This window comes from Achromobacter arsenitoxydans SY8, assembly GCF_000236785.1.
GTDB lineage: Bacteria > Pseudomonadota > Gammaproteobacteria > Burkholderiales > Burkholderiaceae_B > Achromobacter > Achromobacter arsenitoxydans.
The window spans coordinates 1-25,900 of sequence record NZ_AGUF01000028.1; the positions used below are offsets into that span (position 1 = coordinate 1).

Here is a 25,900-nt window from a genome sequence, read left to right on the forward strand (position 1 = left end):
GCGCAGGATGTTCCGGCTGTGCTGCCGGATGCTCCCTCGGAGCCGCCGGCGACTCCCGCCGCGCCTGCTCCCGCGGCGCCGCAGGATATCCCCGCAGCAACGCAGAGTGCCCCCGCGGTGGTGCACGAGGCGCCCAGAGTTTCATGGCGGCTGGCGTCCAGCTTTCCGAACGAATCGCCCACGCTGTTCGCCGGCGCCGAAGACGTGGCGCGCTACGTGGCCGAGGTCACAGACGGGCGCTTCACCATCGAGATCTTTCCCGCCGGCGATCTGGTTCAGCCTGGCCAGGTGCTCGAGGCGGTGCAGCACCGTGTCGTCGATTGCGGCCATACCGCCTCCACGCGCTATTTCGATACCGATCCCGCGCTCTGCTTCGACGCGGCCGTGCCGTTCGGGCTCAACACCCGGCAAATGAATGCCTGGATGAACCAGGGCGAAGGGCTGGCCCTTACGCGCGTCCTGTTCGACAAATACGGCATCCTCAATTTCCCCTGCGGCTACACCGGTGCGCAGATGGGCGGCTGGTTCCGCGGCGAAATCAAGACGGTGGATGATCTGCGTGGACTGAAGGTGAAGGCCGGCGGATTCGCCCGCCATGTGCTGTCGCGCCTTGGCGCCACGCCAGTCGACATTCCGGCGGCCGAGGCGTACACGGCCCTGGAACAGGGCGTCGTGGATGCCGTCGCCTGGATCGGGCCATACGACGACGAGCGCCTGGCGCTCTACAAGGTGGCGCGCAACTATTATTTCCCGGGATGGTGGGCGGGCACCTTGCAGCTGTCGCTGTACGTGAACCAGGGCGCGTACGAGGAACTGCCCAAGCCCTACCAGACCGCGCTGGCGCTGGCCTGCAATATGGCCTCCAGCAACATGATCGCCAGATACGATGCAGGCAATCCGGATGCGCTGCGCCGGCTGGTGTCCCTGGGCGCGCAATTGAAGGCGTTTCCCAAACCGGTGCTGCAGGCGTGCCAGGAAGCATCGCTGGCGGCGTACAAGGAACTGAGCGCCAAGGATCCGATGTTCAAGAAGCTCTACGACAGCATGATGGCGTTTCGGGACAAGCAGGTTCCCTGGTTCCGGATGGCCGAGGGCAGTTTCGACAACATGGTGGCGACGCTGGGCCAGCCGGGCGCGTAAGCGATCGGCCAGGCCCAGATATACTGATTCAGCAAGTCGCGCTGGGCGACGTTTGTTTAGTAAAGAGTGTCATGCGTACACGCATCAAGATCTGCGGGCTGACCCGCGAACAGGATGTCGACGCCGCCGTTTCGGCGGGCGTGGATGCGATCGGTTTTGTCTTCTATCCCAAAAGCAGGCGCTGCCTGACGCCGACGCGCGCCGCGCAGTTGCGGCGCATGGTGCCGGCCTTCGTCGATGTCGTGGCGCTCTTCGTGAACCCGGGGCAGGACGAGGTCCAGGCCGTGCTGGATGAGGTTGGCCCCGAATTGCTGCAGTTCCATGGGGACGAAACCCCGTTGGAGTGCGCGCGTTATGGGCATCGCTTCCTGCGCGCATTCCGTGTCGGCGCGCCCGGGATGGACACGGCGGAAAGCCTCGCTTCCACCTGCCGCGCCTACGGCGAGGCGTCGGGCTGGCTGTTCGACAGCTACAGCGCCGGCTATGGCGGCAGTGGACACGGCTTCGACTACGCGCTGCTCGACGAAGTGCGGGCTGATCCCGTGTCGCGCCCGCTGATCCTGTCGGGCGGATTGAACGCCGAAAACGTAGGCCAGGCCGTGCAGCGGGTGCGGCCGTGGGCGGTCGATGTGAGCAGCGGCGTGGAAGTCGAGCAAGGAATAAAAAGTTCTGATAGAATCTCGTTCTTCGTTGCTGCGGCACATGACGCAGACACGAAGTGAAGGGAAAAAAGTAGTGCTTGTTGTGTAGTTGAAGTAGCAGTTGAAAGTGATTGGGCGCGGCTGAAAACAGCGAGTCCAAATAGGTTCAAAGCAAACTTCAAAGCGCAATAAAAAATGCAAAAAATCTTCCAAGACGATTTGCATAGTTTAAAAAAGCACTATATAATTCTTCTTCTTTGCAGGCGGTTAGCTCAGCTGGTTAGAGCGCCACGTTGACATCGTGGAGGTCGTTGGTTCGATTCCAATACCGCCTACCAAATTCCTGCAAAGGTGTGTCTGATAGAGCTAGTCGGACACAGACCTGAAAAGCCGCGAAAGTCTTTTGACTTCGCGGCTTTTTGCTTTTCTAGCGGATTTTTGTATTGATCCGGGAATATCGCGGTAAACCGATTAAGCGCATGGCGTGTCAACGCATTTGCGGATCGTATGCCTTAGCCGATTGTCGTAGGAATACCGATTGCGAGCGCGAATTTAATGTCGCGCATACCGGCTTCCGCTCTGCCGCATGGTGGGGTTTTGCTTGTCGCGGTATTGCTCTACTGTTTTCCGTCAGCCATATTCGGCGTTGCGTGTTCGGCCATACCCCAGGATAAATCCATGCAGTTCCACAGCAAGCTCGCATTCCTGACCTCATGCCTGTGGCTTGCGGGCTGCGTGACGTCTGTGCCGAAAGCTCCGCAGGTGCGCGCGGATGAACTGCCCATGTATGGCGCCGGCAAGCAGGCCGGGGCAGCAGTGACCGCAGCCCGCGACGGTTCGATCACCGAGGCGGCCCGGTCATACGGTTCGCCGGGAGCGGCCGCCCAGGCGCTGGTGGAGCAGGGGTATCGTCTTCAGCGGGAGGCTCAGCCAGGCATGGCCATGCGGAGTTTCAATCAGGCGTGGCTGCTGAATCCCGACAATCCCGAGGTATACGCCGGGTTTGCGGTGGTCCTGGAAGACCAGCGCAAGCTCTGCCAGGCAATGAGCATGATGGACCGGGCGATCAGTCTGCATCCGCCGACGTTCCGCGGCATCTATGCGGATGCGGGGCGGATTGCTGCGCGTTGCGCGGCGGAAGACAAGACTCTGCCGCCCGAAGCGCGAATTGCCGCCACGGCGCGTTCGGACGAGTGGTATCGCAAGAGCGAGGCCGTCGAACCCGACAAGGGCTATCTGTATGCCTCGTGGGCGACCGCCTACTACTGGCGTGGGCAGTATGGCGAGGCCTGGGCCATGGTGCACCGGTCGCGCGCCGCGGGCGGCAATCCCAGCCCGGCATTCGTGGAAATGCTGCGTGCAAGAATGCCCGAACCGCCGTCTTCCTGATGTGGGCGGGATGATTGCCTGCGGGCAACCGGCGCGGCCATTTGCGATATCCTGCTGACCATCATGATGAGAGCACTTTGGTTATGCCTGGGCTGCCTGATGCTGGCGTTGGGCGTCATCGGCGCGTTCCTGCCGGTCATGCCGACGACGATCTTCCTGATCCTTGCGGTGGCCTGCTTTTCCCGATCGTCGCCGCGGCTTGAGAAATGGCTGCTGGACAGTCCGACGTACGGACCTTCGCTGCGCGCCTGGCGCGAGCAGGGGGCCGTGTCGCGCAAGGGCAAGGCGTATGCTTGCGCGGGCATGGCGGCGGGCTATCTGTTGTTTTTCTGGAGCGCGCACCCCTCGTTGCCGCTGGCCATTGGCGTGGGCGTTTTTTTCCTGGCCAGCGCGGCCTATGTCGTCAGCCGTCCGGCTCCGAAGTCGGACGACGCCAGGAAGGAAACTTCCGCCAGATAAGGCTGCTGCGCAGCCCATGCCGGTCAGTGCGAATGCCGTGGGTCGCCACGCGTTTCCACCACCTTCAGATATAGCGTGGCGGCCTCCAGGCAGCCGCCCGTCGACAGTTGCCCCACCGTTTGCCGGTACAGCTCCTGCCAGGGCGTCTGCGACGCCGGCGCCTCGTACGGCGGCTCCTGTCTGCGTTTCTCCAGTTCCGGCTCGTCCACCAGCAGGGTGACCGACCGCTGGTTCAGGTCGACGCGAATCCGGTCTCCGGTACGCAGCAGCGCCAGGCCGCCGCCCACGGCGGCTTCGGGCGACATGTTCAGGATGGATGGGCTGGCGGACGTGCCGCTCTGGCGGCCGTCTCCCAGACAGGGCAGGGAGTCGATGCCGCGCTTGAGCAGATGCGAGGGCGGCGCCATGTTGACCACTTCGGCGCTGCCGGGGTAGCCGACGGTGCCGGCGCCCCGGATCACCAGGATGCAGTGTTCGTCGATGTTCAGGGCGGGATCCTCGATGCGCGCGTGGTAGTCCTCGGGGCCTTCGAATACGATGGCGCGCGTTTCGAAGGCGTTTTCCGAACCGGGTTCGGACAGGTACGCGCGGCGGAACGCCTCGCCCACGACCGACATCTTGATGATGGCGCTGTCAAAGAAGTTGCCCGACAGCACGATGAAGCCCGCCCGGTGCTTGAGCGGCGCTTCGCAACTGCGGATCACGTCGGCGTCGTGGGTTTTCGAGGCCGCGGCGATGTCGCCGATGGTCTTGCCGGATACCGTCGGGCAATCCGCGTGCAGCCGGCCCGCCGCCAGCAGTTCGTGCAGCACCGCCGGCACGCCGCCCGCGCGGTGAAATCCTTCGCCCAGGTACTCGCCCGCGGGTACGCAATTGACCAGCAGCGGCACGTCTTCGCCCAGCCGCTGCCAATCGTCCAGGCTCAGGTCGATGCCTGCATGGCGGGCCATGGCGATCAGGTGCGGCGGGCAATTGCTGGAGGCGCCCAGCGCCGACGCGACGACGATGGCGTTTTCGAACGCCTGGCGGGTCATGATGTGCGAGGGGCGCAGGTCCTCGCGCACCATATCGCAGATGCGCATGCCGGTGGCGTACGCCATCTGGCCGCGTTCGCGGTAGGGCGCGGGGATGCTGGCGCAGGTGGGCAGCGACATGCCCAGCGCCTCGGCCAGCGAGTTCATCGACAGCGCCGTGCCCATGGTGTTGCAGTGGCCGATCGACGGCGACGACGCGGTGGCCAGGGTCATGAAGCCTTCGTAGTCCAGTTTGCCCGCGGCCATCAGGTTGCGCGCGTGCCAGATGACGGTGCCCGATCCGACGCGCTGGCCCTCATGCCAGCCGTCCAGCATGGGGCCGCCCGACAGCACGATGGCCGGGATGTCGACAGTGGCCGCGGCCATCAGGCAGGCGGGCGTGGTCTTGTCGCAGCCGGTCGTCAGCACCACGCCATCCAGCGGATAGCCATGCAGGATCTCCACCAGGCCGAGGTAGGCGAGGTTGCGGTCCAGCGCGGCGGTGGGCCGGCGGCCCTGTTCCGCCAGCGGATGCACCGGGAACTCCATCGGTATGCCGCCCGCGTCCCGGATGCCAGCCTTGATGCGTTCGGCCAGCGCCAGATGATGACGGTTGCACGGCGCCAGGTCGCTGCCGGTCTGGGCGATGCCGATGATCGGCCGCCCCGACTGCAGTTCCTGGCGCGTCAGGCCATAGTTGAGATAGCGCTCGACGTAGATCGCCGTCATGTCGGCGTGCGAGGGATCGTCGAACCATTTCTGGCTGCGCAGTCTGCGGGGTGTCTGGGACATGGTTGTCTCGCTTGCTTCGGTTGCAGGCCGGCCCGGACCGGATCCGGGCCGCCAGCGCTAGTTGCGCGCCTTCTGAATTTCGTCGTTCAACTGCTTGACCAGTTCAGGCCCGAGTTCCTGCGTGTACTTGTCGACGACGGGCTGAACCTTCTGCCGCATGCGGGCAATTTCCTCGGGCGAGATGGTGTTGATCTTCATGCCGTTCTTCTCGAGGGTGCCCATGGCCTTGGTGGAATCGGTGCGACTGTCCTGCCGTTCGAAGTCGCGCGACGCTGCCGCAGCCTGGCGGATCAGTTTCTGTTCGTCGGCCGACAGCGTGTCCCACCATTTCTTGGAAGCCAGCACCACCCAGGGCGTATAGACGTGGCGCGTGATGGTCAGGTAGGGCTGCACTTCATAGAACTTGCTGCTCTGGATCGTGGTGATGGGGTTTTCCTGACCGTCTACCGTGCGGGTCTCCAGCGCGGTGAAGAGTTCCGAAAACGGCATGGGGACTGCGTTGGCGCCCAGGGTATTGAAGACGCCCAGCGCGACCTGGTTCTGCATGACGCGCAGCTTGATCCCCTGCAGGTCCTCGGCCCGCGTGATGGGGCGCTTGGAGTTGGTCATGTTGCGAAAGCCGTTTTCCCAGTAGACCAGGCCCACCAGCCCCTTGGCTTCCAGCTTCTTCAAGAGGTCCTGCCCGAGCTGTCCGTCGAGCACGGCGTCGGCTTCTTTCTCGCTGTTGAAGAGAAAGGGCAGGTCGAACACGCCGAATTCTTTGACCATGCCGGCCAGCGGCGCGGTGGACCCCACCATCATTTCCTGTGCGCCGCCCACCAGCGCGCTCTGCATCTGTTCGTCGGATCCCAGGTTGGCGGATCCGAAGGTCCTCATCTTGAGCTTGCCGCCGCTGACTTTCTCGAGTTCCTGCGCCAGGAAGCGGGCGGCGCGTCCCTGCACGCTTTCTTCGTTCAGGCCGTAGCCGAAGCGGATCAGGCGCGGTTTGACGTCCGCGGCGGCGGCCACGCCGGCGACGGTGCAGGACAGCACCGTCGCCAGGACAAGAATACGGGTCTTGAAGTGCTTGATCATGGTGTTCCTCCTTGGGGTTTTTTCAATGCCGCTAGTGCATCCAGCGTGCGGGTACGGTGATCAGCTCGGGGAAGATCACCAGCAGGGCCAGCAGCAGCGTGTAGGCCACGACGTAGCGCCACACCCCTCTGCAGATGGTTTCCATATTGATGCGGGCCACGCCGCACACCACGTTCAGCACCGTGCCCACGGGGGGCGTCAGCAGGCCGACGCTGCCGACCATGACGAACATGACGCCGAAGTACACCGGGTCGATGCCCGCCTTGACGACGACCGGCATGAGCACGGGGCCCAGGATCAGGATGGTGGGCGTCAGGTCCATGACCGTGCCCACCAGCGTCAGCAGGATCAACAGCGCGAACATCAGCATCTTGGGCTGGTCCATCACCGGTTCAAGCAGGGCGATCAGATCCTGCGGCAGGTCGGCAAGGGTGATCATGTAGGAGGAGACCATGGCGGCCGCCACCAGGAACATGACGACGGCAGTGGTGCGCGCGGCATTGATAAACAGCCGTCCCAGGTCGCGCAGGCCGATCTCCCGGTAGACAAACAGGCTGACCAGCAGCGCGTAGACGGCGGCGACGACGGCGGCCTCCGTCGGCGTGAAGATGCCGCCCCGCAGGCCGCCGATGATGATCACGGGCAGGAAGAGGGCCCACAGCGAGCCGCGAAGCGCCTTCAGGCGTGTGCTCCAGGACTCGCGCGGCGACGGCTCGATGCTGCCGTGCTTGCGCGCCACCCACGTCCACACGGCGATCAGCGTCAGGCCCATCATCAGTCCGGGCGCGATGCCCGCGAAGAAGAGTTTGGTGATCGAGACGTTGGTGGCGACCCCGAAAATGATGAACGAGATCGACGGCGGGATGATGGGAGCGATGATGCCGCCCGCTGCAATCAGCCCCGAGGCCTGACCGGCGTTGTAGCCTCTTTCGCGCAGCATCGGGATCAGCAGCGAACCGAGCGCGGCGGCATCGGCGACGGCGGAGCCCGACAGCGAGGCCAGCAGCACGCTGGCAAAGATGGCCACATAGCCCAGGCCGCCCTGGATGTGGCCCACGAAGGTGTTGGCCAGGTGCACGATGCGGCGGGAAATGCCGCCGGCGTTCATCAGTTCGCCTGCCAGCATGAACAGCGGCACCGCCATCAGCGTGAAGCTGTTGGCGCCGGACAGCATGTTCTGCGCGAGAAGCTGGGTGTCGTAGAAGTCCAGCTGGAACATCATGACGATCGCGCTGATGATCAGCGCGAAGGCGATCGGCATGCCCAGGGCGATCAGCCCCAGCAGCACGACGAGGAAGACGGTCAGGATCATTGCGGATGTCCGGGCGGATGAGAGGGCGAGTAGGGCGGATTCAGATCAGGGGGTCTTCGGGACTGGATTCCGCCGGAAGAGGGCCCCCCGCAATCACGCGGACCAGATCAATGAGGGTCAGGATGCCCATGGCCACGGCGGCATAAAGGCCAGCCGCGTTGAACACGGCCAACGGCATGCCCGTGACGGGCAGCACCGTGTCCAGACCGATGACGGTCTGCACCCAGCCGCCTTCGGCCAGCAGCCACAGCACCCACAGGATCATCAACTGGCAGGCGATGTGCGACACGCGGCGGGCGGCCGGGCCGAAACGTTCGACCAGCATGGTCACGCCGATGTGCTGGTGTTCCCGCAGCGCGATGACCGCTCCCAGGAAGATCAGCCAGACGAAGGCCAGCCTGGAAAGTTCGTCGGATACGTTGATGCCGGAATTGAAGAAGTAGCGCAGCGCCACGTTGCCGAACAGCAGCACGAGCATGACGACCAGACAGGCGACCATCAGCCAGGTCTGCAGCGCGAAGCACCAGTCCGCCGCCCGGGCCAGGGGGGAACGATCCGGCCGTGCGCGGCCGGGCCGCCCCGGTGGGGATGCATGCATGTTTGTCTCCTATCCGTTTCCCGGAATTTTTTTTTAGGCTTATGCTGCAAAGGATGTTAGCGCTAACATTTTCGCTTTGGCAACCCCCTTTTTTTGCGTCAGACTACGCGCTTCGACCTGCCGAGAGGGCCCATGACCGTCCGTAAACCCAGAAGCTCGCGCGCCGGGCGAGTCACCATGCAGGATGTCGCGCGCCGCGTGGGCGTCAGCGCCATCACGGTATCGCGGGCCCTGCGCACGCCCGACAAGGTGGGGCCGGACCTGCGCCAGCACATTGCCCGGGTTTGCCAGGAACTGGGCTATGTGCCCAACCATGCCGCCAGCGCGCTGGCATCGGCGCGGTCCCAGACCATCGTGGTGCTCATTCCGTCGCTGAGCAACGTGGTGTTCGTGGACATCATCTCGGGCATCAAAGAGGTGCTGGACCACAACGGATACCACATGCTGATCGGGGTCACGGGATACTCGCTGGACGAGGAAGAGGCCTTGTTGCGCAAGTATCTGCAGCATTCGCCGGACGGGCTGGTCCTGACGGGCATCGACCACAACCCCGGCGTCTGGAAGCTGTTGCGGACGCAGGCGATTCCCACCGTTCACACGATCGAGACGCTGGACGGCGCCGACGACATGAGCGTCGGGTTTTCGCAGTTCGAGTCGGGCTACGCCGCCGGGCGCCATCTGGCGGAGCGGGGTTATCGCCGCATCGGCATCGTGGGCGCGCAGCTCGATCCGCGCTCGCTGCGGCGCTGCGAGGGCTGCCGGCAGGCGCTGCGCGACGCGGGTCTGTACGACCCGTCGCTGGAGATCATGACGCCCGAAAAGTCTTCAATCAGCCTGGGCGCGTCCCTGATGCAAGACCTGCACGCAAGCCATCCCGATTGCGATGCCGTCTTCTTCTGCAACGACGACCTGGCCCAGGGCGCGGTGTTCCAGTGCGGCCGCGCGGGGCTGCAGGTGCCAGAACAGATGGGCATCATCGGCTTCCACGACCTGGCGGGCACGGCCTGGACCACCCCGCCGTTGTCCACCATCGCCACGCCGCGCTACCAGATCGGCCTGTCCGCGGCGCAGTTGCTCATGCAGCACCTGGCGGGGGAGGCCGTCTTGCAGCGGCATGTGGACCTGGGTTTCACGCTGGTCCAGCGCGAAACGAGCTGAGCGGCCCGTGCCTGCCGGCATCGGGCTGAAGGCCGCGCGGACCGCCTTCAGGCGGCGCGCGGCTTCTTGGCGGGTGTCGGGACTTTCTTGTTCGTGCGAGGCGTTTCGGGCCGCCGCGCACCTTCTTCCAGCACGGCCAGCAGGCCGATGATCAGCGCCTGCATGCCCTGGTCGAGCTCTGCTTCCATCTCGGATTCTTCCGCCGCCCGCGCCGCGTCGACCACCGGTTCCTGCCCGGCGACCGAGTACACCGTGTCGGCCACCGCAAGGCCGTGGAAAGCCACGGTTGCCAGCAGTATCCGGGACTGCTCCTTTGAAATGCCGTACGCATTGGCGATATGGCGCTGGTGCCCGTCGATTTTCGCGAGCATGGAAGGCGTCGCCGCCAGCCTGCGGATCACGTAGGGCGTCACCCCCGGGTGGGCTCTGACGAATTCGCGCACGGACGTGGCGAACAGGGTCAGGTATTCCTTCAGGTCGTCGCGGTTGTTGCTACAGGCTTGCGGGATCTGCCAGCGGCTGAAGATTTCCTCGGCGACCAGGCGCTTGAGTTCCTCAAGGCTGGGCACGTGCTTGTAGAGCGCCATGTGGCTGACGCCCAGCGCGGCCGCCACCCCGATGAAGGTGATGTTGGGCAGGCCCATCGCGATGCCGGCATCGGCAATCCTCTCGCGGGTGATGGTGGGAGGGCGTCCCCGCGTCGTGCGGCGCTCTGGCGGCTGCATGTGTGTTCCCTGTTCTTGGCGTCGGCTACCCGGCACTTTAACCCGGCGCGCAATTATTTAGTTTATTTGCATGCAACTAATTCGCAATTTAGTTTATAGTGATGCAAATAATTATCACCCACATCTCGGTACTTGATTCATGAGCACTACTGGAGCCGCGCCGGCCAAACCTGAGAAGTCCGGCCCGCTCAACTTGGTATTGGCCCCCATCCGCGGACAACTCATCGCTGCGGCTTTGCTCGCCGCCGCCGGCGCCATGCTCACGCTAGCGCCCCTGGCCGCCATTGCGCACATCGCCCGGCTGGTCCTTGCCGATCCCGGTCTCGCGGGGGCAGCGCCAGCGCACGCCTGGCCCGAAATCTGGTGGACCGTGCTTGTCGGTGCGGCGTGCATGTTCGCTGGCATGGCGCTGGTGTCCGCCGGAGAATTGACCGCCCATCTGGCCGACAACCGCATCACCCACCACCTGCGCCTGGCTGGCGCGCAGCGGCTGGCCCGGGCGCCGCTGGGCTGGTTCACCGGCAGGACGTCGGGCGAGGTCAAGCAGGCGCTGCAGGACGACATCGCAACCCTGCACAGCTTGACGGCGCATTTCTATACGGCGGTTGCGCGCGCGGCGGGCGTGATTACGGTTTCGGTCGTCTATTTGTTCGCACAAGATTGGCGACTGGCCATTGCGGCGCTGCTGCCGTTTCCCGGCTTCTTCCTGTTCCTGCGCCGCGCCGTCAAGGCCGGCGGGGCGAACATGCAGGAATTCGTCGCCCGGCTGGGGCGCCTCAATGGGGCGACGGTCGAATTCGTGGCCGGGATCCCCGTGGTCAAGGCGTTCGGCGATGCCGGCAAGGCGCATCGCGGCTACGGGGAAGCCGTCGACGGCTTTGCCGAAGCCTTCGTCGGTTTCACGCGTCCGCTGGTCGCGGCAATGGCGCATGCCCACGCAATGATTGCCCCGGTCACGGTGCTGGGCGTCGTGCTGGGCGTTGGCGCCTTGTTCGTGGGCCTGGGCTGGATGGCGCCTGTGGACGTGCTGCCGTTTGCCCTGGCGGCGCCGGGCATTTGTGCTCCCTTGTTGTTGCTGCATACGCTGCTGCACGACCTGGGCGGGGCCACGAACGCCGCGCGCCGCGTGCTGGCGCTGATGGAGACCCCCGTGCTGGAACCGCCCGCGCCGGGCCGGGAGCAGATCCCCGCAGGACATGAAGTCCGGTTCGAAAACGTGGGCTATGCCTATGGCCAAGCGCGCCAGGCGCTATCGAACATCAGCTTCACGCTGGCGCCCGGGACGGTCACGGCCATCGTCGGCCCGTCGGGCGCCGGAAAGTCCACGCTGGCGCGCCTGCTATTGAGATTCTTCGATCCGGACGCTGGGCGCATCACGCTTGGCGGCGCAGACTTGCGACAGATCGAGAGTTCGCAGCTGTACCGGCGCGTGGGCTTCGTCTTGCAGGAGGTGCGGCTGATCCACGCCAGCGTGCGCGAGAACATCGCGCTGGGCCGGCCCGCCGCCAGCCAGCAGGAAATCGAGGCCGCCGCCCAGGCCGCCAACATCCATGAACGTATCCTGGCCCTGCCGCGCGGCTACGACTCGGTGATCGGCGAGGATGCGCAGCTATCAGGCGGCGAGCGCCAGCGTGTCAGCATCGCGCGCGCCGTGCTGCTCGATCCTCCCGTGCTCGTGCTCGACGAAGCCACTGCGGCAGCGGATGCCGGCAATGAATCGGCGATCCAGAGCGCGCTGTCGCGCTTTGCCCAGGGGCGCACCTTGATGGTGATCGCGCACCGGCTGGATACGGTGGTGCACGCCGACCGCATCCTCGTCCTCGAGGACGGCGCCATTACTGAACAGGGCACGCACGAACACCTGCTGGCGCGGGGCGGCAGCTATGCAAGGCTGTGGGCGCAGGGCGGTTATGGAACGGCCTCGGTTCGAAAGGACCCGTCATGCTGAGGACCTTCCTGCTGTTGCTGGGCAAGGACGCGCCGGTGCTGCGCCGTTATGTGGGCTTGGCCGTCGCCTATGGCGTCGGCTGCGGGCTGACCATTGCGACCACCGCGCCGATACTCGTCCACCTGCTGGGCGCCGACGCAGGGCGAACGGCGCCGTGGCTGCTTGCGCTGCTGGCCGGGGTCGGGATCTGCTGGGTCTTGCGGCGCCATGTGGAGCGGGCCGGCGTGCGGGTGGGCGTGGCGATCCTGCAAGGCGGCCGCCACCAGCTCGGCGACCATATTGCGCGACTGCCCGTCGGCTGGTTCACACCGGACAACACCGCCCGCCTGGGGCATGTGGTCACGCAGGGAATGATGTCGGTCGCCCAGCTTCCCGCGCACGTTTTCACGCCCGTCATCTCCGGCGTGGCGACGCCGGCCGTGCTGGTCGTTTCGCTGTTCGCGCAGCACTGGCTGCTGGGCGTGATTGCATTGGCCGCGTTGCCGCTGTTGGCGAGTGTTCTTGTCGTTTCCGCAAGGCTGGCGCGGCGAGCCGACGCAGCCTACCAGCGGCGCTTCGCGGACGCCAGCCAGCGCGTGGTGGAGTTTGCCCAGGCCCAGTCCGTGCTGCGCGCGTTCAGCGCAGAGGCCGGGGGCATGCGCTTTCTTGAGCAGGCCGTCGAGCAGCAGCGCCGGTCCGGGGCGCGGCTGATATGGCTGTCGGCGGGGGCGGCTGTCCTCAACGCCTGGGCTGTGCAGGCGGTTTTCGCCGCCTTGCTGATCGCTGCGGCCCTGTGGCTCAACGGAATGCTGGGCAGCAGCGTTGGGGCTGGGGAACTCGTGGCCGCGATTGTCTCGATGGCGCTGGCGGTCCGTTACATTGATGCGCTGCAGGAAGTCGCTGGCTATGGCGAGGTCTTGCGCGGCGCGCGCGCGCAGCTCGACGCCATCGAAGAATTGTTCGCCGTCCAGCCGCTGCCGGAGCCTGACGCGCCGCAGGCGCCGCGCGACGCATCCATCGAACTGCGCAATGTGCATTTCCGCTATGCGCACGACGAACCCTGCGTGCTGCGCGGCGTGGACCTGCGCATCGAACCGGGCAGCATGTTTGCCTTGATCGGAGAGTCGGGCTCGGGCAAGACCACGCTGGCGCGGCTGATCGCGCGCTTCTTCGACGTGGAGGAAGGCAGTGTGCGGGTCGGCGGCGTGGACGTGCGGCAGATCGCCAGCACGCGGCTGGCAGGCCAGATCAGCCAGATCTTCCAGGACAACTATCTGTTCTCGGGCAGCATCGCCGACAACATTCGCGCCGGCAAGCCCGGCGCCAGCGATGCCGAGCTTATGCAGGCCGCGCGGCACGCGGGGGTGGGCGAGATCATCGCGCGCCTGCCGCAGGGCTTGGAAACGCCGGTGGGCGAGGGTGGCGCACGCCTGTCCGGCGGCGAGCGCCAGCGCGTCGCCATCGCCAGGGCCCTGCTTTGCGATGCGCCCATCCTGTTGGTGGACGAGGCCACCGCAGCCCTGGATGCCGGCAATCAGGCGGTCATCGCCGACACGCTGGCGCGGCTGCGCGGCCGCCGCACGCTGGTGGTGATCGCGCACCAGCTTTCCACCGTGGCGATGGCTGACCGTATCGCAGTGGTGGAAGACGGGCGGATCGTCGAACAAGGCGCGCCGGCGGCGCTGCGCGAAAGCCAGGGGCGGTATGCGCAGTTTCTGCGTGAACGCCAGGCCGCCAAGGGCTGGCGCATCGCTGGAGAGCGCGTCTGATGCGTGCAGGGCTTTCCGTGCTGTTCGTCGTACTCTGCGGCGTGTCGCTACTGGTCGGCGCGCGGCAGATGGCGTGGTCGCAACTGTTTTCGGACGCCGGCGACGCCTGGCTGACGCTGACGGCCAGCCGGCTGCCGCGCCTGGCGGCGCTGGTGCTGACGGGCATAGGCCTGTCAGTCTGCGGTGTGATCCTGCAGCACATCGTCCGCAACAAATTCGTCGAGCCCGCCACCACGGGCGGCCTGGACGCGGCCAAGCTCGGCATCCTGGTTGCGATGACGGCGGCGCCGTCCGTCGGGGCGGCGGGCCGGATGCTGTTCGCGCTGGCCTTCTGCCTGGCGGCCAGCCTGCTCTTCGTGGCGATCGTGCGCCGCGTCAAGTTCAAGAACACGGTTCTTGTTCCCGTGATCGGGCTGATGTTCGGGGGCGTTCTGAGCGCTGTGGCGGAATTCCACGCCTACCGCAACAACATCATGCAGAGCATGCAGGGCTGGCTGCTGGGCGACTTCTCCAGGATCGTGCAGGGCAACTACGAAATCATTTACCTGATCCTGCCGATTGTCGCGCTGACCTATCTGTACGCGCACCGTCTGACTGTGGTCGGCATGGGCGAAGGCATGGCGTCGAGCCTGGGGCTGAACTACCCGGCCACCGTCACGCTGGGGCTGATGCTGGTGGCCGTGACCGTATCGGTCACGGTTATCACTGTCGGGGCGATTCCGTTCGTCGGCTTGGTCATCCCGAACCTGGTGGCGCTGCATTATGGCGACAACCTGAGGCGCACCCTGCCTGTCGTGGCGCTGGGCGGGGCCTCGTTGCTGCTGTTCTGCGACATCCTTGGCCGCGTGCTGATCCATCCGTTCGAGGTGCCCATTGCGCTGACCGCGGGCGGCATCGGCGGCGTCCTGTTCCTGGCAATTCTCTTCTGGAAGAACCGGTGATGCTCGCGGCTTCCCGAAAAATGATCTGGACGGCGGTGATCGCCATGGCAATGGCCTTCCTGTTCTTCCGCGCCGGATTCGACTTCGATTACATCATTCCCAAGCGGCTGGCCCGGCTGGCGGCCATGGTCATCGGGGGCGTCTGCATTGCGTGGTCGTCGATCGTGTTCCAGACCCTCACCGGAAACCGGATCCTGACGCCGGCCATCATGGGGTACGAGGCGGTCTACCTGCTGCTGCAATCCGTGATGATCCTGGCGATGGGTACGCAAAGCCTGGTGGCGCTGGGCCCGAACGGCAATTTCTTCCTGTCCATCCTGCTGATGCTGGCCTACTCGTGGATCCTCCATCGCTGGTTGTTCCGTGACGGCAGGCAGAACGTGTACTTCCTGCTGCTGGTGGGGCTGGTGCTGACGATGGTGATCGGCACCTTCACGCAGTTCGTGCAGCTAAAGACCAGCCCGGGCGAGTTCTCGATTCTGCTCGGTTTCAGCCAGGCGTCCTTCAGCAGGGCGGAGCCCGCGCAGCTGCTTGTTTCCGCAGTCCTGGTCGCGGCGGTTTGCCTTGCCGGTTCCAGAAGCCTGCCGACGCTGGACGTGCTGTCGCTGGGGCGTGAGCAGGCCAGCTCCCTGGGCGTCGATTATCGCCGCGCGGTGCGGCTGCAGCTTGCGTTGATCGCGGTGCTGGTGGCCGTGTCGACCAGCCTGCTCGGGCCCACGGCCTTCATGGGCATCTTCGTGGCCAATACCGCGTATGCGCTGGCGCGCACGCGCAGGCATCGGGCCACGTTGCCCACGGGCTGCGCAATCGCCATCGGCATGTTCATCCTGGCCCAGTTCGCGGTTGAACACGTCTTCAACTACAAGACCACCGTTGGAATCCTGGTGAACCTGGCGTGCGGCGGCTGGTTTCTCGCGCTGATGGCGCGCACGCGGGGCACGGCATGATCACGGTCAGAAATCTTTCCAAGAGCTATGGCAAAACGGCCGTGCTGCGTGATGTGAGCTTGCGGTTTCCCGCCGGGCGGCTGACCTCGCTCATCGGGCCGAACGGCGCGGGCAAGACTACGCTTCTGATGCTGGTCGCCCGGCTGCTGGACCCGAGCCGGGGCGACATCCTGATCGACGGCGGCAGGGTAGACGAGATGCGCGTCGCCGACTACGCCCGTCGTGTCGCCACCTTGCGCCAGTCTCCCGACTTCAATCTGCGGCTGACGGTGCAAGAGCTTGTCGCCTTCGGCCGGTTTCCGTACAGCCGCGGCGCGTTGACGCCAACCGATCTGCGGGCGATCGACGAGGCCATTGCGTTTCTTTCGTTGGAACCCCTGCGCAGCGCCTATCTCGACGAACTGAGCGGCGGGCAGCGCCAGATGGCGTTCCTGGCCATGACCATCGCCCAGCAGACGGATTGCCTGCTTCTGGACGAACCGCTGAACAACCTTGACATCAAGCATGCCGTCCAGATCATGCGTGCGCTGCGCCGCCTGTCCGACGAGCATGGCCGCACCGTGATCCTGGTGGTGCACGACATCAATTTCGCGGCCAGCTACTCCGATCACATCGTGGCGATGAAGGGCGGCGCGGTGCATTGCGCCGGCGGCGTGGCCGAGGTTGTGACCGAAGCGCGGCTGCGGGAACTGTACGGGCTGGAATTCGAGATTACACAGGGTGAGCGCGGACGCCTGTGCAATTACTTCAATCCGCCAGGAGAATTGAAATGACCCAGACGCACAGGCCGTGGGCGCTTGCCCTGATGCTGGCCGCAATGGCCGCGCTCCAGGGCTGCGGCCAGGAAGACGCGGGATCGCCGAAGGCGACGGCGCCGCCGCCCGCCGCCAGTTCCCCCGCGCAGCAGGCCTACGCCAGCATCACGGTTCACCACAAGCTGGGTGCGACCGTCATCGACAAGCTGCCGCAACGCGTGGTGGCGCTGGATATGAATGAAGTCGATTTCCTGGACGAACTGGGCGTTCCCGTCGCGGGTATGCCGAAGGACTTCGTGCCGCACTTTCTTGCCAAATACAAGGACGCTGCGGACGTGCAGGACATGGGCGCGATCGTCCAGCCGAACCTGGAACGGGTGCATGCGGCCAGGCCCGACCTGATTCTGATCACGTCGCTGCAGGCGAACCACTACAAGGAGCTGAGCCAGATCGCGCCGACTATCCATTTCGACGTCGATTATCGGGACAGCCAGGCCAATCACATTGAGGTCATCCAGGATCACCTCATGACCCTGGGGCGGATCTTCCAGAAGGAAGACCTTGCGCGCAGGAAGTCGGCCGAACTGGACGCCAGGGTCCAGGAGGCAAGAAGCCTCATCCAGGACCGCCCCGAAACGGCGCTCATCGTGCTGCACAACAACGGCGCCTTCAGCTCGTTCGGCGTGCAGTCGCGCTATGGCTTCATCTTCAAGGCCCTGGGCGTCAAGCCGGCCAGCCCGTCGGCCGAGGCCGGCCTGCACGGCCAGCCGATATCCAGCGAATTCATCCAGCAGGCCAACCCGGACATTCTCTACGTGGTCGATCGCACCGCCGTGATGGAGCGCCGGCCGATGCTCGATGCCGAGACGCTGAGCAATCCGCTGCTGCGGCAGACCTCCGCCTGGCGCAACGGCCGGGTGGTCTTTGCCGATGCCGAGGCCTGGTATGTCACTGCCGCCAGCGTGAACTCGCTGAAGCTCATGATCGACGACGTGACCAAGGCCTACCGGAACTGATGCATTCGACGCCATGCGCGTCGGTGTCAATTCAAGCGTAAATGATTCCCAGTCGCCTGATTTTTCCGGGCGATCCCAAGCTCAACCGAACGGAGCATTCCATGAGCAAACGTCGCCACAGCGGCCGCGTCGCGCGTCTTTCGCCGCAAGCCGGGCAGGCAAGCCCAGTCCTTTCCCTGAACCTGCTTTCGGTGGCCTTGTTCGGTCTGACCGCGGGCGCCATCGCAGCCGCGCCGGCAGCATGGGCGCAAGAGGCCGCCGAGACGGCCGTAAAGACTTTGCCGGCGGTAACGGTGACCGGACAGGGCGAAGCGCCTGCCACCCCCTACGCCGGCGGGCAGGTGACGTATGGCGGCCGCGTGGGCTTTCTCGGCGACAAGGATTTCATGGAAACGCCGTTCTCTGTCACCAGCTATACGGACAAGTACATCGAAGACCTGCAGGCCAGGGACATCACCGACGTGATCGCCAGGACCGATCCCACGGTATTCAGCAATGGCGTGACGGGCGCCTGGAGCGAGAACTACTCGATTCGCGGTTTCAGCTCCAGCACTTCAGACATCTCATTCAACGGGCTGTTCGGCATGGCGCCGTACTACCGGACCATGCCCGAAATGTTCGAACGCATCGAAGTCCTCAAGGGCCCGTCCGCACTGCTGAACGGCATGCCCCCCGGCGGCTCGGTAGGAGGAACCGTCAATCTGGCGCCCAAGCGCGCGGGCGCCGAGCCGCTGGCGCGTCTGACCACGACATACATGTCCGACTCGCAGTTCGGCGGTCATGTGGACCTGGGGCGGCGCTTTGGCGAGAACCAGCAGTTCGGCTTGCGTTTCAACGGCGTGTACCGGAACGGGGACGGCCCGGTCGACAATCAGAAGAAGCGGGCGCAGTTGGCCGCGCTGGGCCTGGACTGGCGCGGCGAGCGCGTGCGCATTTCCGCCGACCTGTATGACAGCGACGAGCGCATTGACGGCGTGACGCGCGGCATCAATCTGGCGCCCGGCATTGCCGTGCCCACGCCGCCCAAGCCCGAAACCTTGCTGAACCCCGACTGGGCCTATGTGAAAAACCAGGACCGGGGGGCAATGATCCGCGGCGAATTCGATGTCAGCGACAAGCTGATGGCCTACGGGGCGATAGGCGCCAGCAGAACGGAATACACCTACAGCGGCGCCATGTCGGCGCAGGTGTTCAACGCGGCGGGCGACTTCCGCACCTCGATGGGCCAGTTGAACACGAACTTGAAGAAGACATCCGGCGAAGCCGGCCTGCGGGGCAAGCTGCAGACCGGCGCCATCAAGCACCAGTGGGTGCTGAACGCCACGTACTACTCGGACAACCAGCGGGACTACGGCCGCAGGTCGGTGCCGGGGGCGGATTGGGTCACCAACATCTACAACCCGGTCTGGGGGCCGGCTCCCGCCGGCTACTGGCCGCCGATCCTGCACAGCAAGACCCGCCTGGTGAGCTACGGCCTGGCGGACACCTTGTCCTTTGCCGAGGACCGGGTGCAACTGACGCTGGGCGCGCGCCGGCAGGAAGTCCGCACAGACAACTTCAGTGTCGCGACCGGGGCGCGGACCAGCCGCTACGACGCGAGCGCTACGTCGCCCGCCGCGGCGCTGCTGATCAAGGCGACCGACAACATTTCCGTGTATGCGAACTACATCGAGGGTCTGAGCAAGGGCCAGACGGCGCCCGCGACCGCCGCCAACGCGGGGGATCTGTTCCCGCCCTACAAGACCAAGCAAAAGGAGATCGGCCTGAAGGTCGATCTGGGCGAGTTCACCCATACGCTCGCGCTCTTCGAGATAACCCGGCCCACCAGCTACACGGATCCCGTCACCAACGTGTTCTCCTTCGGCGGCGAACAGCGCAATCAGGGCGTCGAATGGGGGTTCTTCGGCGAGGCGATGCGCGGGGTGCGCCTCATGGGCGGTGTGGCCTATATCGACCCCAAGGTGACGAAAGCCGCCCTGGCCGCCAACGAGGGCAAACAGGCTACCGGCATCCCCAGGCTCCAGGGCAAGCTGGGCGTGGAATGGGATGTGCCGGTAGTGCAGGGCTTGACGCTGACGGCCAATGCGATCTCGGTGTCCAAGCAATACATCAGCGCGGACAACTCGTTATCGGTGGGGGGGCGCACGACCTTCGACGTGGGCGCGCGCTACGCGACCAAGGTTGCCGACCGGCCCGTCATGCTGCGCGCCAGCATCACGAATCTGACGAACAAGGCCTACTGGGGGATGCCGCAGCTGTCGAGCCTGGCGCTGGGCGCGCCGCGCACGTTCATGCTCTCGGCTTCGATGGACTTCTGATCTGCGCGGGCGCGCCCTCGGATCAAGGTGCGCGCCGCAGCGCCAGGAACACGCCGGACGCCATGATCAATCCGATGCCGGCCAGCGCCAGCGCGTCGGGCGGGCGCTGGAACCAGAAGGTGCTGAAGCCCACGGCCAGCAGCAGCTGGAAGTAGTTCAGGGGCGCCAGCGTCGCGGCGGATACGCGCTGGAAGGCGGCGATCAGCAGGATCTGCGCCAGGCCGCTGCATGCGCCGAGGCTGACGATGATGAGAGTGTCGGCCAGGCCGGGCCAGGGATCGGGAAGGAAGAACGGAGCCGGCAGCGCCGTCACGATCAGGCAGATGAAGGCCGTGTACGCATACTGCACCGGCCCGGGCACCTTGCCCGACAGCTTGCGCGTCAGCACCTGGAAAATCGCGTAGCTGATGGCGGACACCGCCATCAGCAGCGTCCCCAGGGCGGGCAGGTTGGATCCTGGCCGCACAATCAGCAGCATGCCGGCAAAGCCGGCGCCGACGGCCGCCCATTGCGCGGGGCGCACGCGCTCTCCCAGCATCCATGGCGACAGCGCCACCATGATCAGCGGCGCTGTGAAGTAGATGGCCGTGGCTTCGGACAGGGGCATCCAGATAAGGGCCGTCATGAAGCAGGTGGCGACGGTGGCGAGCATGACGCCGCGCAGCACCAGCAGCGGCTTTTCGGGCGCGTCGCGCAATCGAACGCCGCGGCCATGGCGCCAAAGCATGACGACCGCCAGCGTCACCACCGCCAGATAGCGCATCACGTTCAGGAACGGCGCGGGGTAGCGTTCCAGCATCTGCTTGGCGCCGGCGTCGAAGGTCGCGAACGCGACCAGCGCGGCGAAGAACAGCAGGATTCCGGTTTGGCGCGCAGCGGAATGGGCGGGCAGCGAGGCGGGTACGGCGCTCATGGGGCTGGGCTTGCGTCAGGCGCGGGCTTGCGCCATGCCCAGCAGAAACGCGTCCAGCGCCGGCCCGATTGCCTGGACCATGTAGCCGCCTTCCTGCACCACCACCGTCGGCACGCCCAGGCTGGCCACGCGTGCGCCGATGTCGCGGTAGGCGTCCATGTCCAGCTTCAGCACGCTGATGGGATCGTCCTTATAGGTATCGAAGCCCAGCGCCAGCACCAGCGCCTGGGGGGCATATCCGGCCAGCACGTCCAGGGCGTTGTCCAGGGCCCGCAGGAAATCCTGGTTGCCGCAGCCATGGGGCAGCGGCAGGTTCAGGTTGAAGCCTTCGCCTGCGCCGTGCCCGCGTTCGTGCGCGTAGCCGGTATAGAAGGGGTAGTAGCCGGACGGGTCGGCGTGCAGCGATACGGTCATGACGTCCGCGCGCTGATAGAAGATGTTCTGGGTGCCGTCGCCGTGATGCGCGTCCACGTCCAGCACCGCGACCCTGGACCAGGTCTGCAGCAGCCGGCTCGCCGCGGCCGCGCTGCTGTTCAGGTAGCAGAAGCCGCCCGCGCGGTCGCGGTGGGCGTGGTGGCCGGAGGGGCGGCACAGGGCGTACGCCGTCTCGCTCGTGCTGGCGACATGGTCCGCGGCGGCAACGGCGCTGTGGGTGGACCTGAGCGCCGACCGCCAGGTCTGCGGCCCGATGGGACATGACAGGTCGCTCAGGTAGTAACCGGTCTGCGCCACGATCGAGGGCGACGGGCAGGGCCCGCGCCCGGCAAGTTCGATCCGGCCGTTGTAGTAGGGCGAAAGATTGGGCAGCACTTCCGGCCCGGGATCCACGCCGGGCGCTTTCATGGCCTGCCAGCGGACGTAGGCGGTTTCCAGGTAGTCCAGGTAATCCTGGCTGTGGATGTGGTCCAGCGGCTTGCGGCCATAGTCGGCGGGCGCTTCGACCTTCACGCCCCGGGCGGCGAGCGCGCCCTGCAGGCTCTCCGCCCGCGAGGGCAGGTCGGTGGGTGCGCTGATGCGCCCCAGCCGCATGAACTGCTGGGGCGAATGCAGCAACTGTTCTTCCGAGAAAAACGCCTTCATGGATGTCCTCGCTGGAACTGGGGCTTGTTGGCGGGTGTCTGCGCCTGGCGGGTTATGCGTGGCCCGGGGCCTATTTGAGCTCGATCTCGACGAACACGAATTCGGTGTCGCTCGGGTTGATGACGTTGTGCTCGACGCCGACCGGCCGGTAGTACGCCACGCCGGTGGTGAGCTGACTGGTCACCTGGCCGTTGGGCGTATCCAGCAGCAAGGGGCCGGTGGTTTGCGGCACCACCACGTAGTTCATGCCGTGCCGGTGCCAGCCCGTTTCCCCGCCCGGCGGAAAGCGCCATTCAGTGACGGTGACCAGCTCGTTGTCGATCTGCACGGTGGGAACGGCGGGGGGGCGTTGCATGGGTTCTCTCCTGGTTTCAATCATGGGTCTGAAATGGGCTCAGGCGGCCTGCGCCTTGGTCGGGTCCCAGTGCTGGCCGGGGACGGCGGCAATCAGCTGCTGCGTATACGCATGCTGGGGATTGTCGAAGATCTGCGCGGGCGAACCGTATTCCACCACCTTCCCGCGGTGCATGACCAGCACCGAATTGCAGATCTGCGCCGCGACGCGCAGGTCGTGGGTGATGAACACCAGCGCGATCTTCAGCCGCTGCTGCAGGTCATGCAGCAATTGCAGCACCTGCGCCTGCACCGAAACGTCCAGCGCCGACACCGACTCGTCGGCCACCAGCACCTTGGGCTCCAGCGCCAGGGCGCGCGCAATGCCGATGCGCTGGCGCTGCCCGCCCGAGAACTGGTTGGGATAGCGGTCGAAGGCGGACGGGTCCAGCCCTACCAGCGACAGCAGCTCGCGCACCCGCGCTTCCGCCTGGGCGCGCGGAACGCCATTGGCGACCGGGCCGTCGCTGATGATGCGGCCCACCGTGTGGCGCGGATTGAGCGAGGCGAACGGATCCTGAAAGATCATCTGGATCTCGTGGCGCATGGGCCGGAACCGCGACTCGGACAGGGCGGCGATATCCTGGCCGTTGAAGAGCAGCTGGCCGCCATTGATGCCGACCAGCTTGAGCAGGCATTTGCCGATGGTGGACTTGCCCGACCCGGATTCGCCCACGATACCCAGCGTCTCGCCGCGGCGCACCGAGAAGCTCACGCCATCCACCGCATGGACTTCCCGCCTGCCGCCCAGCCAGCCGTGGCCGATGACGTAGGTCTTTTTCAGGTCTTTCACCTCCAGCACGGGCTTGTCGCCTTCGGCGGCGGCGCGCTCCTCGCCGCGGCGGTGCGGCACGGCGGCGATCAGGCGCTGGGTGTAGGGGTGGCGGGGCCGGTTGAGGACCTCGGCGGCCGGGCCTTGCTCCACCAGCACGCCTTTTTCCATGACCGCGACCCGGTGGGCGATCTCCGCCACGACGCCAAAATCGTGCGTGACGAACATCACGCCCATGCCTTTCTCCTTCTGGATGCGGGCGATCAGCGCCAGGATCTGGGCCTGGGTGGTGACGTCCAGCGCGGTCGTGGGCTCGTCGGCGATCAGCAGGGCCGGTTCCAGCGCCAGCGCCATGGCGATCATCACCCGCTGGCGCTGGCCGCCCGACAGGCGGAAGGGATACACGTGGTAGAGCGTGGCCGGATCGGGCAGCCCCACGAATTCCAGCAGTTCGAGCGTGCGCTTGCCGCGTTCGGCGCCGGGATAGGCGTTATGCACGCGCATGACTTCGCTGATCTGCTCGCCGACGGTCATCAGGGGATTCAGGGCCGACAGCGGCTCCTGGAAGATCATCGCCATGTCCTTGCCGCGCATGGCCTGCAAGGCGGGTTCGTCCAGCGCCAGCAGGTCCTGGCCGCGGAACAGGATGCGGCCCTGCTGCGGCGTCAGGTAGTCGGGCAGCAGCCCCATGATGGCGTTCGCGCTCATGGACTTGCCCGAGCCGGACTCGCCCACGATGCACAGGATCTCGCCGGCGCGGATGTCGTACGACACGTCCTGCACGGCGTAGGGGCGGTCGCCGCCCCTGGGCAGCGCGATGCTGAGGTTCTGGATGGAAAGCAGCGGCGGGGTTTCGTTCATGTCGGCCTCCTATTCGCCGCGCTTGCGCAGTTGCGGGTTGAGGGCATCGTTCAGGCCTTCGCCGATCAGGTTGATGGCCAGCACGGTCAGCAGGATTGCCACGCCGGGCCACACGCTCATCCACCAGGCTTCGCGGATCATGGTGCGCGCCGCGCCTATCATGAAGCCCCAGCTCATCAGGTTGCGGTCGCCCAGGCCCAGGAAGGACAGGGACGACTCCGTCAGGATGGCGGTGGCCACCATGAAGGACGCCGAGACGATGATGGGCGACATGGCGTTGGGCAGGATCTGGGTGCCGACAATGCGGGCAGGCGTCTGCCCGATGACGATGGCCGCCTGTACGAATTCGCGCTGCTTGAGCGTCATGAATTCCGACCGCACCAGCCGGGCCGCGGGCGGCCACGACACCACCGCGATGGCGCCCATGATGGAATACACCGACGGGCTCAGGATCGCGACCAGCACGACGGCCATGGCCAGTTGCGGAATGGTCTGGAAGAACTCCGTGAAGCGCATCAGCGCGTCGTCCACGCGTCCGCCGCAATAGCCTGCGACCGAGCCCACCACGATGCCGAACAGCAGCGCCACGGCGGTGGACAGCAGGCCCACCATCAGCGACACTCGCGCGCCCCACACCAGCCCGGCGGTGATGTCGCGGCCCAGCATGTCGGTGCCGAAGGGGTAGTCCGCGTTGGTGAACGGCGGGATCAGCGGATCGGCCACCATCATCCATGGCGACTCTTCGTAAAGCAGCGGCGCCGCCAGAGCCACGACGACCACGATCAGCATGATGACCAGGCCGGCCACCGCCCCGTAGTTGCGCATATAACGTTGGGCGAATGACTTCATGCGGAGACTCCTTGCTGCGCGCCTGCGGCGATGCGCGGATCAATCAGGCGGTAAAGCACGTCGGTCAGCAGGTTGAAGACCACCACCATGATGGAGGTGACCAGGAAGATCCCGAGCAGCAACTGGTAGTCGCGCTGCAGCAGGGCGTCGAACATCAGCCGGCCGATGCCAGGCCAGGCGAACACGGTCTCGGTCAGCACCGCGCCGCCCGCCATCTGGCCAAGCTGGATGCCGGCGAAGGTGATGACGGGAAGCAGCGCATTGCGCAGCACGTGGGCGCGGATCACGCGGCTGGGACTCACGCCTTTGGCGCGCGCCGTCTTTACGAAGTCCATGCCGATCACCTCCAGCATCGACGCGCGCGTCAGCCGCACGTAGACCGCCATGAAAAAGCAGCCCAGGGTGACGGTGGGCAGGATCAGATGCAGCGCAATGTCGCCTGCGCGCGCCCATCCGGTCAGGCCGCCACCCACGGTTTCCATGCCAAAGGCCGGCAGCCATCCCAGCACCACGGAAAACAGCAGGATGCCCATCAGCGACAGCCAGAACAGCGGCGTGGCATACAGCAGCAGGGCGCCGGTCATCACCGAGCTGTCGATCCAGCGCCGCTTGTTGCGGTAGCGCGCCTTGGCCGCCACGACGCCCAGCAGGACGCCCAGCACGATGGAAAACACGAAGGCGCACGACATCAGCAGGAACGTGGCGGGCAGGCGCTCGACGATCAGGTCCAGCACCGGCACGTGGTTGCGGTAGGAAAAGCCCAGGTCCAGTTGCAGCACGCCCTTCAGGTAGAGCAGCAATTGCGTCAGGACGGGCTTGTCCAGGCCGAAGGCCGCGCGCAGCTGTTCGACGTAGGCGGCGTCGCCCGCGCCGGCCTGGCCCGCCAGCACGGCGGCAGGGTCGCCGGGCGCCAGGCGGATCAGGAAGAAATTGATGATCACCACGCCCAGCACGACCACCAGGGCCTTGCCGATGCGGGAAAGAAGAAAGGTCAGGAATTTCATGCGTCGGGGTCCTCTCAGGACGGGCGCGGAGCGTTCAGGCGCGTCCGTCGCTCG

General features: G+C 65.7%; 23 protein-coding genes and 1 tRNA gene. 13 read left to right on the forward strand and 11 right to left on the reverse strand.

Annotated elements, in window-relative coordinates:
• The first annotated feature begins 87 nt into the window (after positions 1 to 87).
• From KYC_RS05770 to KYC_RS05790, 5 genes are all read left to right on the forward strand, one after another.
• Positions 88 to 1,140: a TRAP transporter substrate-binding protein gene (locus KYC_RS05770; RefSeq protein WP_043517700.1), complete on the forward strand. Its 1,053-nt coding sequence runs from the start codon at positions 88 to 90 to the stop codon at positions 1,138 to 1,140.
• 71 nt (positions 1,141 to 1,211) lie between these two features.
• Positions 1,212 to 1,862: a phosphoribosylanthranilate isomerase gene (locus tag KYC_RS05775; protein WP_008159846.1), complete on the forward strand. Its 651-nt coding sequence runs from the start codon at positions 1,212 to 1,214 to the stop codon at positions 1,860 to 1,862.
• A gap of 180 nt (positions 1,863 to 2,042) precedes the next feature.
• Positions 2,043 to 2,119: transfer RNA gene (locus KYC_RS05780), tRNA-Val, on the forward strand.
• 340 nt (positions 2,120 to 2,459) lie between these two features.
• Entirely contained in the window at positions 2,460 to 3,170 is a 711-nt protein-coding gene (locus tag KYC_RS05785) for a tetratricopeptide repeat protein (protein ID WP_008159848.1), read from the forward strand.
• A gap of 63 nt (positions 3,171 to 3,233) precedes the next feature.
• Entirely contained in the window at positions 3,234 to 3,629 is a 396-nt protein-coding gene (locus KYC_RS05790; RefSeq protein ID WP_202946578.1) for a YbaN family protein, read from the forward strand.
• 23 nt (positions 3,630 to 3,652) lie between these two features.
• Here KYC_RS05790 and KYC_RS05795 read toward each other — a convergent pair whose 3' ends face one another.
• Genes KYC_RS05795 through KYC_RS05810 form a run of 4 tightly spaced genes read right to left on the reverse strand, consistent with a single transcriptional unit; the run spans position 3,653 to position 8,418 of the window.
• Positions 3,653 to 5,434, reverse strand: coding sequence for an IlvD/Edd family dehydratase (locus KYC_RS05795; protein WP_008159852.1), 1,782 nt, complete (start codon positions 5,432 to 5,434; stop codon positions 3,653 to 3,655).
• 57 nt (positions 5,435 to 5,491) lie between these two features.
• Positions 5,492 to 6,508 (reverse strand): TRAP transporter substrate-binding protein, encoded by a 1,017-nt coding sequence (locus tag KYC_RS05800; protein ID WP_008159853.1) that lies wholly within the window; start codon positions 6,506 to 6,508, stop codon positions 5,492 to 5,494.
• A 31-nt stretch (positions 6,509 to 6,539) separates the two neighbouring features.
• A complete protein-coding gene (locus KYC_RS05805; RefSeq protein ID WP_008159855.1) occupies positions 6,540 to 7,820 on the reverse strand; it encodes a TRAP transporter large permease in 1,281 nt (426 codons plus the stop codon).
• A gap of 40 nt (positions 7,821 to 7,860) precedes the next feature.
• Complete coding sequence (locus KYC_RS05810) at positions 7,861 to 8,418, reverse strand: TRAP transporter small permease (RefSeq protein WP_043517673.1); 558 nt, start codon at positions 8,416 to 8,418, stop codon at positions 7,861 to 7,863.
• A gap of 132 nt (positions 8,419 to 8,550) precedes the next feature.
• On the opposite strand from KYC_RS05810, the gene gntR reads away from it, so the two are divergent.
• The gene (gntR, locus tag KYC_RS05815; protein ID WP_043517675.1) at positions 8,551 to 9,576 is read left to right on the forward strand and encodes an HTH-type transcriptional regulator GntR; all 1,026 of its coding nucleotides are present in this window, start codon (positions 8,551 to 8,553) and stop codon (positions 9,574 to 9,576) included.
• Between the two features lie 47 nt (positions 9,577 to 9,623).
• On the opposite strand, the gene KYC_RS05820 is transcribed toward gntR, so the two are convergent.
• A complete protein-coding gene (locus KYC_RS05820) occupies positions 9,624 to 10,301 on the reverse strand; it encodes a TetR/AcrR family transcriptional regulator (RefSeq protein WP_043517677.1) in 678 nt (225 codons plus the stop codon).
• A gap of 139 nt (positions 10,302 to 10,440) precedes the next feature.
• Here KYC_RS05820 and KYC_RS05825 point away from each other — a divergent pair, with 139 nt between their 5' ends.
• The 7 genes from KYC_RS05825 (at position 10,441) to KYC_RS05855 (ending at position 19,974) form a co-directional block, all read left to right on the forward strand.
• The gene (locus KYC_RS05825; protein ID WP_043517678.1) at positions 10,441 to 12,249 is read left to right on the forward strand and encodes an ABC transporter ATP-binding protein; all 1,809 of its coding nucleotides are present in this window, start codon (positions 10,441 to 10,443) and stop codon (positions 12,247 to 12,249) included.
• A complete protein-coding gene (locus tag KYC_RS05830) occupies positions 12,243 to 13,997 on the forward strand; it encodes an ABC transporter ATP-binding protein (RefSeq protein ID WP_008159864.1) in 1,755 nt (584 codons plus the stop codon). The genes KYC_RS05825 and KYC_RS05830 overlap by 7 nt, the downstream gene beginning before the upstream one ends.
• Positions 13,997 to 14,938: an ABC transporter permease gene (locus tag KYC_RS05835; protein ID WP_008159867.1), complete on the forward strand. Its 942-nt coding sequence runs from the start codon at positions 13,997 to 13,999 to the stop codon at positions 14,936 to 14,938. The genes KYC_RS05830 and KYC_RS05835 overlap by 1 nt, the downstream gene beginning before the upstream one ends.
• Complete coding sequence (locus KYC_RS05840) at positions 14,938 to 15,885, forward strand: iron chelate uptake ABC transporter family permease subunit (RefSeq protein ID WP_008159869.1); 948 nt, start codon at positions 14,938 to 14,940, stop codon at positions 15,883 to 15,885. The genes KYC_RS05835 and KYC_RS05840 overlap by 1 nt, the downstream gene beginning before the upstream one ends.
• Positions 15,882 to 16,658, forward strand: coding sequence for an iron ABC transporter ATP-binding protein (locus KYC_RS05845; RefSeq protein ID WP_008159871.1), 777 nt, complete (start codon positions 15,882 to 15,884; stop codon positions 16,656 to 16,658). The genes KYC_RS05840 and KYC_RS05845 overlap by 4 nt, the downstream gene beginning before the upstream one ends.
• Positions 16,655 to 17,656: a siderophore ABC transporter substrate-binding protein gene (locus tag KYC_RS05850; RefSeq protein ID WP_008159874.1), complete on the forward strand. Its 1,002-nt coding sequence runs from the start codon at positions 16,655 to 16,657 to the stop codon at positions 17,654 to 17,656. Before KYC_RS05845 ends, KYC_RS05850 begins: the two co-directional genes overlap by 4 nt.
• Positions 17,657 to 17,757: 101 nt before the next feature.
• The gene (locus KYC_RS05855; protein ID WP_043517703.1) at positions 17,758 to 19,974 is read left to right on the forward strand and encodes a TonB-dependent receptor; all 2,217 of its coding nucleotides are present in this window, start codon (positions 17,758 to 17,760) and stop codon (positions 19,972 to 19,974) included.
• A gap of 22 nt (positions 19,975 to 19,996) precedes the next feature.
• Here KYC_RS05855 and KYC_RS05860 read toward each other — a convergent pair whose 3' ends face one another.
• The 6 genes from KYC_RS05860 to KYC_RS05885 form a co-directional block, all read right to left on the reverse strand.
• Complete coding sequence (locus KYC_RS05860; RefSeq protein WP_008159878.1) at positions 19,997 to 20,887, reverse strand: DMT family transporter; 891 nt, start codon at positions 20,885 to 20,887, stop codon at positions 19,997 to 19,999.
• Positions 20,888 to 20,902: 15 nt separating this feature from the next.
• Positions 20,903 to 21,967, reverse strand: coding sequence for a histone deacetylase family protein (locus tag KYC_RS05865; protein ID WP_008159880.1), 1,065 nt, complete (start codon positions 21,965 to 21,967; stop codon positions 20,903 to 20,905).
• 70 nt (positions 21,968 to 22,037) lie between these two features.
• Entirely contained in the window at positions 22,038 to 22,322 is a 285-nt protein-coding gene (locus KYC_RS05870; RefSeq protein ID WP_008159883.1) for a cupin domain-containing protein, read from the reverse strand.
• A gap of 39 nt (positions 22,323 to 22,361) precedes the next feature.
• A complete protein-coding gene (locus KYC_RS05875; protein WP_008159885.1) occupies positions 22,362 to 23,993 on the reverse strand; it encodes an ABC transporter ATP-binding protein in 1,632 nt (543 codons plus the stop codon).
• A gap of 9 nt (positions 23,994 to 24,002) precedes the next feature.
• A complete protein-coding gene (locus KYC_RS05880; RefSeq protein WP_008159887.1) occupies positions 24,003 to 24,842 on the reverse strand; it encodes an ABC transporter permease in 840 nt (279 codons plus the stop codon).
• Entirely contained in the window at positions 24,839 to 25,846 is a 1,008-nt protein-coding gene (locus KYC_RS05885; RefSeq protein ID WP_008159889.1) for an ABC transporter permease, read from the reverse strand. Before KYC_RS05885 ends, KYC_RS05880 begins: the two co-directional genes overlap by 4 nt.
• Between the last annotated feature and the right edge of the window lie 54 nt (positions 25,847 to 25,900).

Bases quoted from the DNA above. Each gene is read 5' to 3' on its own strand.
- KYC_RS05830 (WP_008159864.1), top strand. From the start codon at position 12,243: ATGCTGAGGACCTTCCTGCTGTTGCTGGGCAAGGACGCGCCGGTGCTG.
- KYC_RS05855 (WP_043517703.1), top strand. From the start codon at position 17,758: ATGAGCAAACGTCGCCACAGCGGCCGCGTCGCGCGTCTTTCGCCGCAA.
- KYC_RS05875 (WP_008159885.1), bottom strand. From the start codon at position 23,993: ATGAACGAAACCCCGCCGCTGCTTTCCATCCAGAACCTCAGCATCGCG.
- KYC_RS05810 (WP_043517673.1), bottom strand. From the start codon at position 8,418: ATGCATGCATCCCCACCGGGGCGGCCCGGCCGCGCACGGCCGGATCGT.
- KYC_RS05840 (WP_008159869.1), top strand. From the start codon at position 14,938: ATGCTCGCGGCTTCCCGAAAAATGATCTGGACGGCGGTGATCGCCATG.
- KYC_RS05870 (WP_008159883.1), bottom strand. From the start codon at position 22,322: ATGCAACGCCCCCCCGCCGTTCCCACCGTGCAGATCGACAACGAGCTG.
- KYC_RS05850 (WP_008159874.1), top strand. From the start codon at position 16,655: ATGACCCAGACGCACAGGCCGTGGGCGCTTGCCCTGATGCTGGCCGCA.
- KYC_RS05820 (WP_043517677.1), bottom strand. From the start codon at position 10,301: ATGCAGCCGCCAGAGCGCCGCACGACGCGGGGACGCCCTCCCACCATC.
- KYC_RS05825 (WP_043517678.1), top strand. From the start codon at position 10,441: ATGAGCACTACTGGAGCCGCGCCGGCCAAACCTGAGAAGTCCGGCCCG.
- KYC_RS05835 (WP_008159867.1), top strand. From the start codon at position 13,997: ATGCGTGCAGGGCTTTCCGTGCTGTTCGTCGTACTCTGCGGCGTGTCG.
- KYC_RS05860 (WP_008159878.1), bottom strand. From the start codon at position 20,887: ATGAGCGCCGTACCCGCCTCGCTGCCCGCCCATTCCGCTGCGCGCCAA.
- KYC_RS05865 (WP_008159880.1), bottom strand. From the start codon at position 21,967: ATGAAGGCGTTTTTCTCGGAAGAACAGTTGCTGCATTCGCCCCAGCAG.
- KYC_RS05805 (WP_008159855.1), bottom strand. From the start codon at position 7,820: ATGATCCTGACCGTCTTCCTCGTCGTGCTGCTGGGGCTGATCGCCCTG.
- KYC_RS05795 (WP_008159852.1), bottom strand. From the start codon at position 5,434: ATGTCCCAGACACCCCGCAGACTGCGCAGCCAGAAATGGTTCGACGAT.
- KYC_RS05775 (WP_008159846.1), top strand. From the start codon at position 1,212: ATGCGTACACGCATCAAGATCTGCGGGCTGACCCGCGAACAGGATGTC.
- gntR (WP_043517675.1), top strand. From the start codon at position 8,551: ATGACCGTCCGTAAACCCAGAAGCTCGCGCGCCGGGCGAGTCACCATG.
- KYC_RS05845 (WP_008159871.1), top strand. From the start codon at position 15,882: ATGATCACGGTCAGAAATCTTTCCAAGAGCTATGGCAAAACGGCCGTG.
- KYC_RS05880 (WP_008159887.1), bottom strand. From the start codon at position 24,842: ATGAAGTCATTCGCCCAACGTTATATGCGCAACTACGGGGCGGTGGCC.
- KYC_RS05885 (WP_008159889.1), bottom strand. From the start codon at position 25,846: ATGAAATTCCTGACCTTTCTTCTTTCCCGCATCGGCAAGGCCCTGGTG.
- KYC_RS05800 (WP_008159853.1), bottom strand. From the start codon at position 6,508: ATGATCAAGCACTTCAAGACCCGTATTCTTGTCCTGGCGACGGTGCTG.
- KYC_RS05790 (WP_202946578.1), top strand. From the start codon at position 3,234: ATGATGAGAGCACTTTGGTTATGCCTGGGCTGCCTGATGCTGGCGTTG.
- KYC_RS05785 (WP_008159848.1), top strand. From the start codon at position 2,460: ATGCAGTTCCACAGCAAGCTCGCATTCCTGACCTCATGCCTGTGGCTT.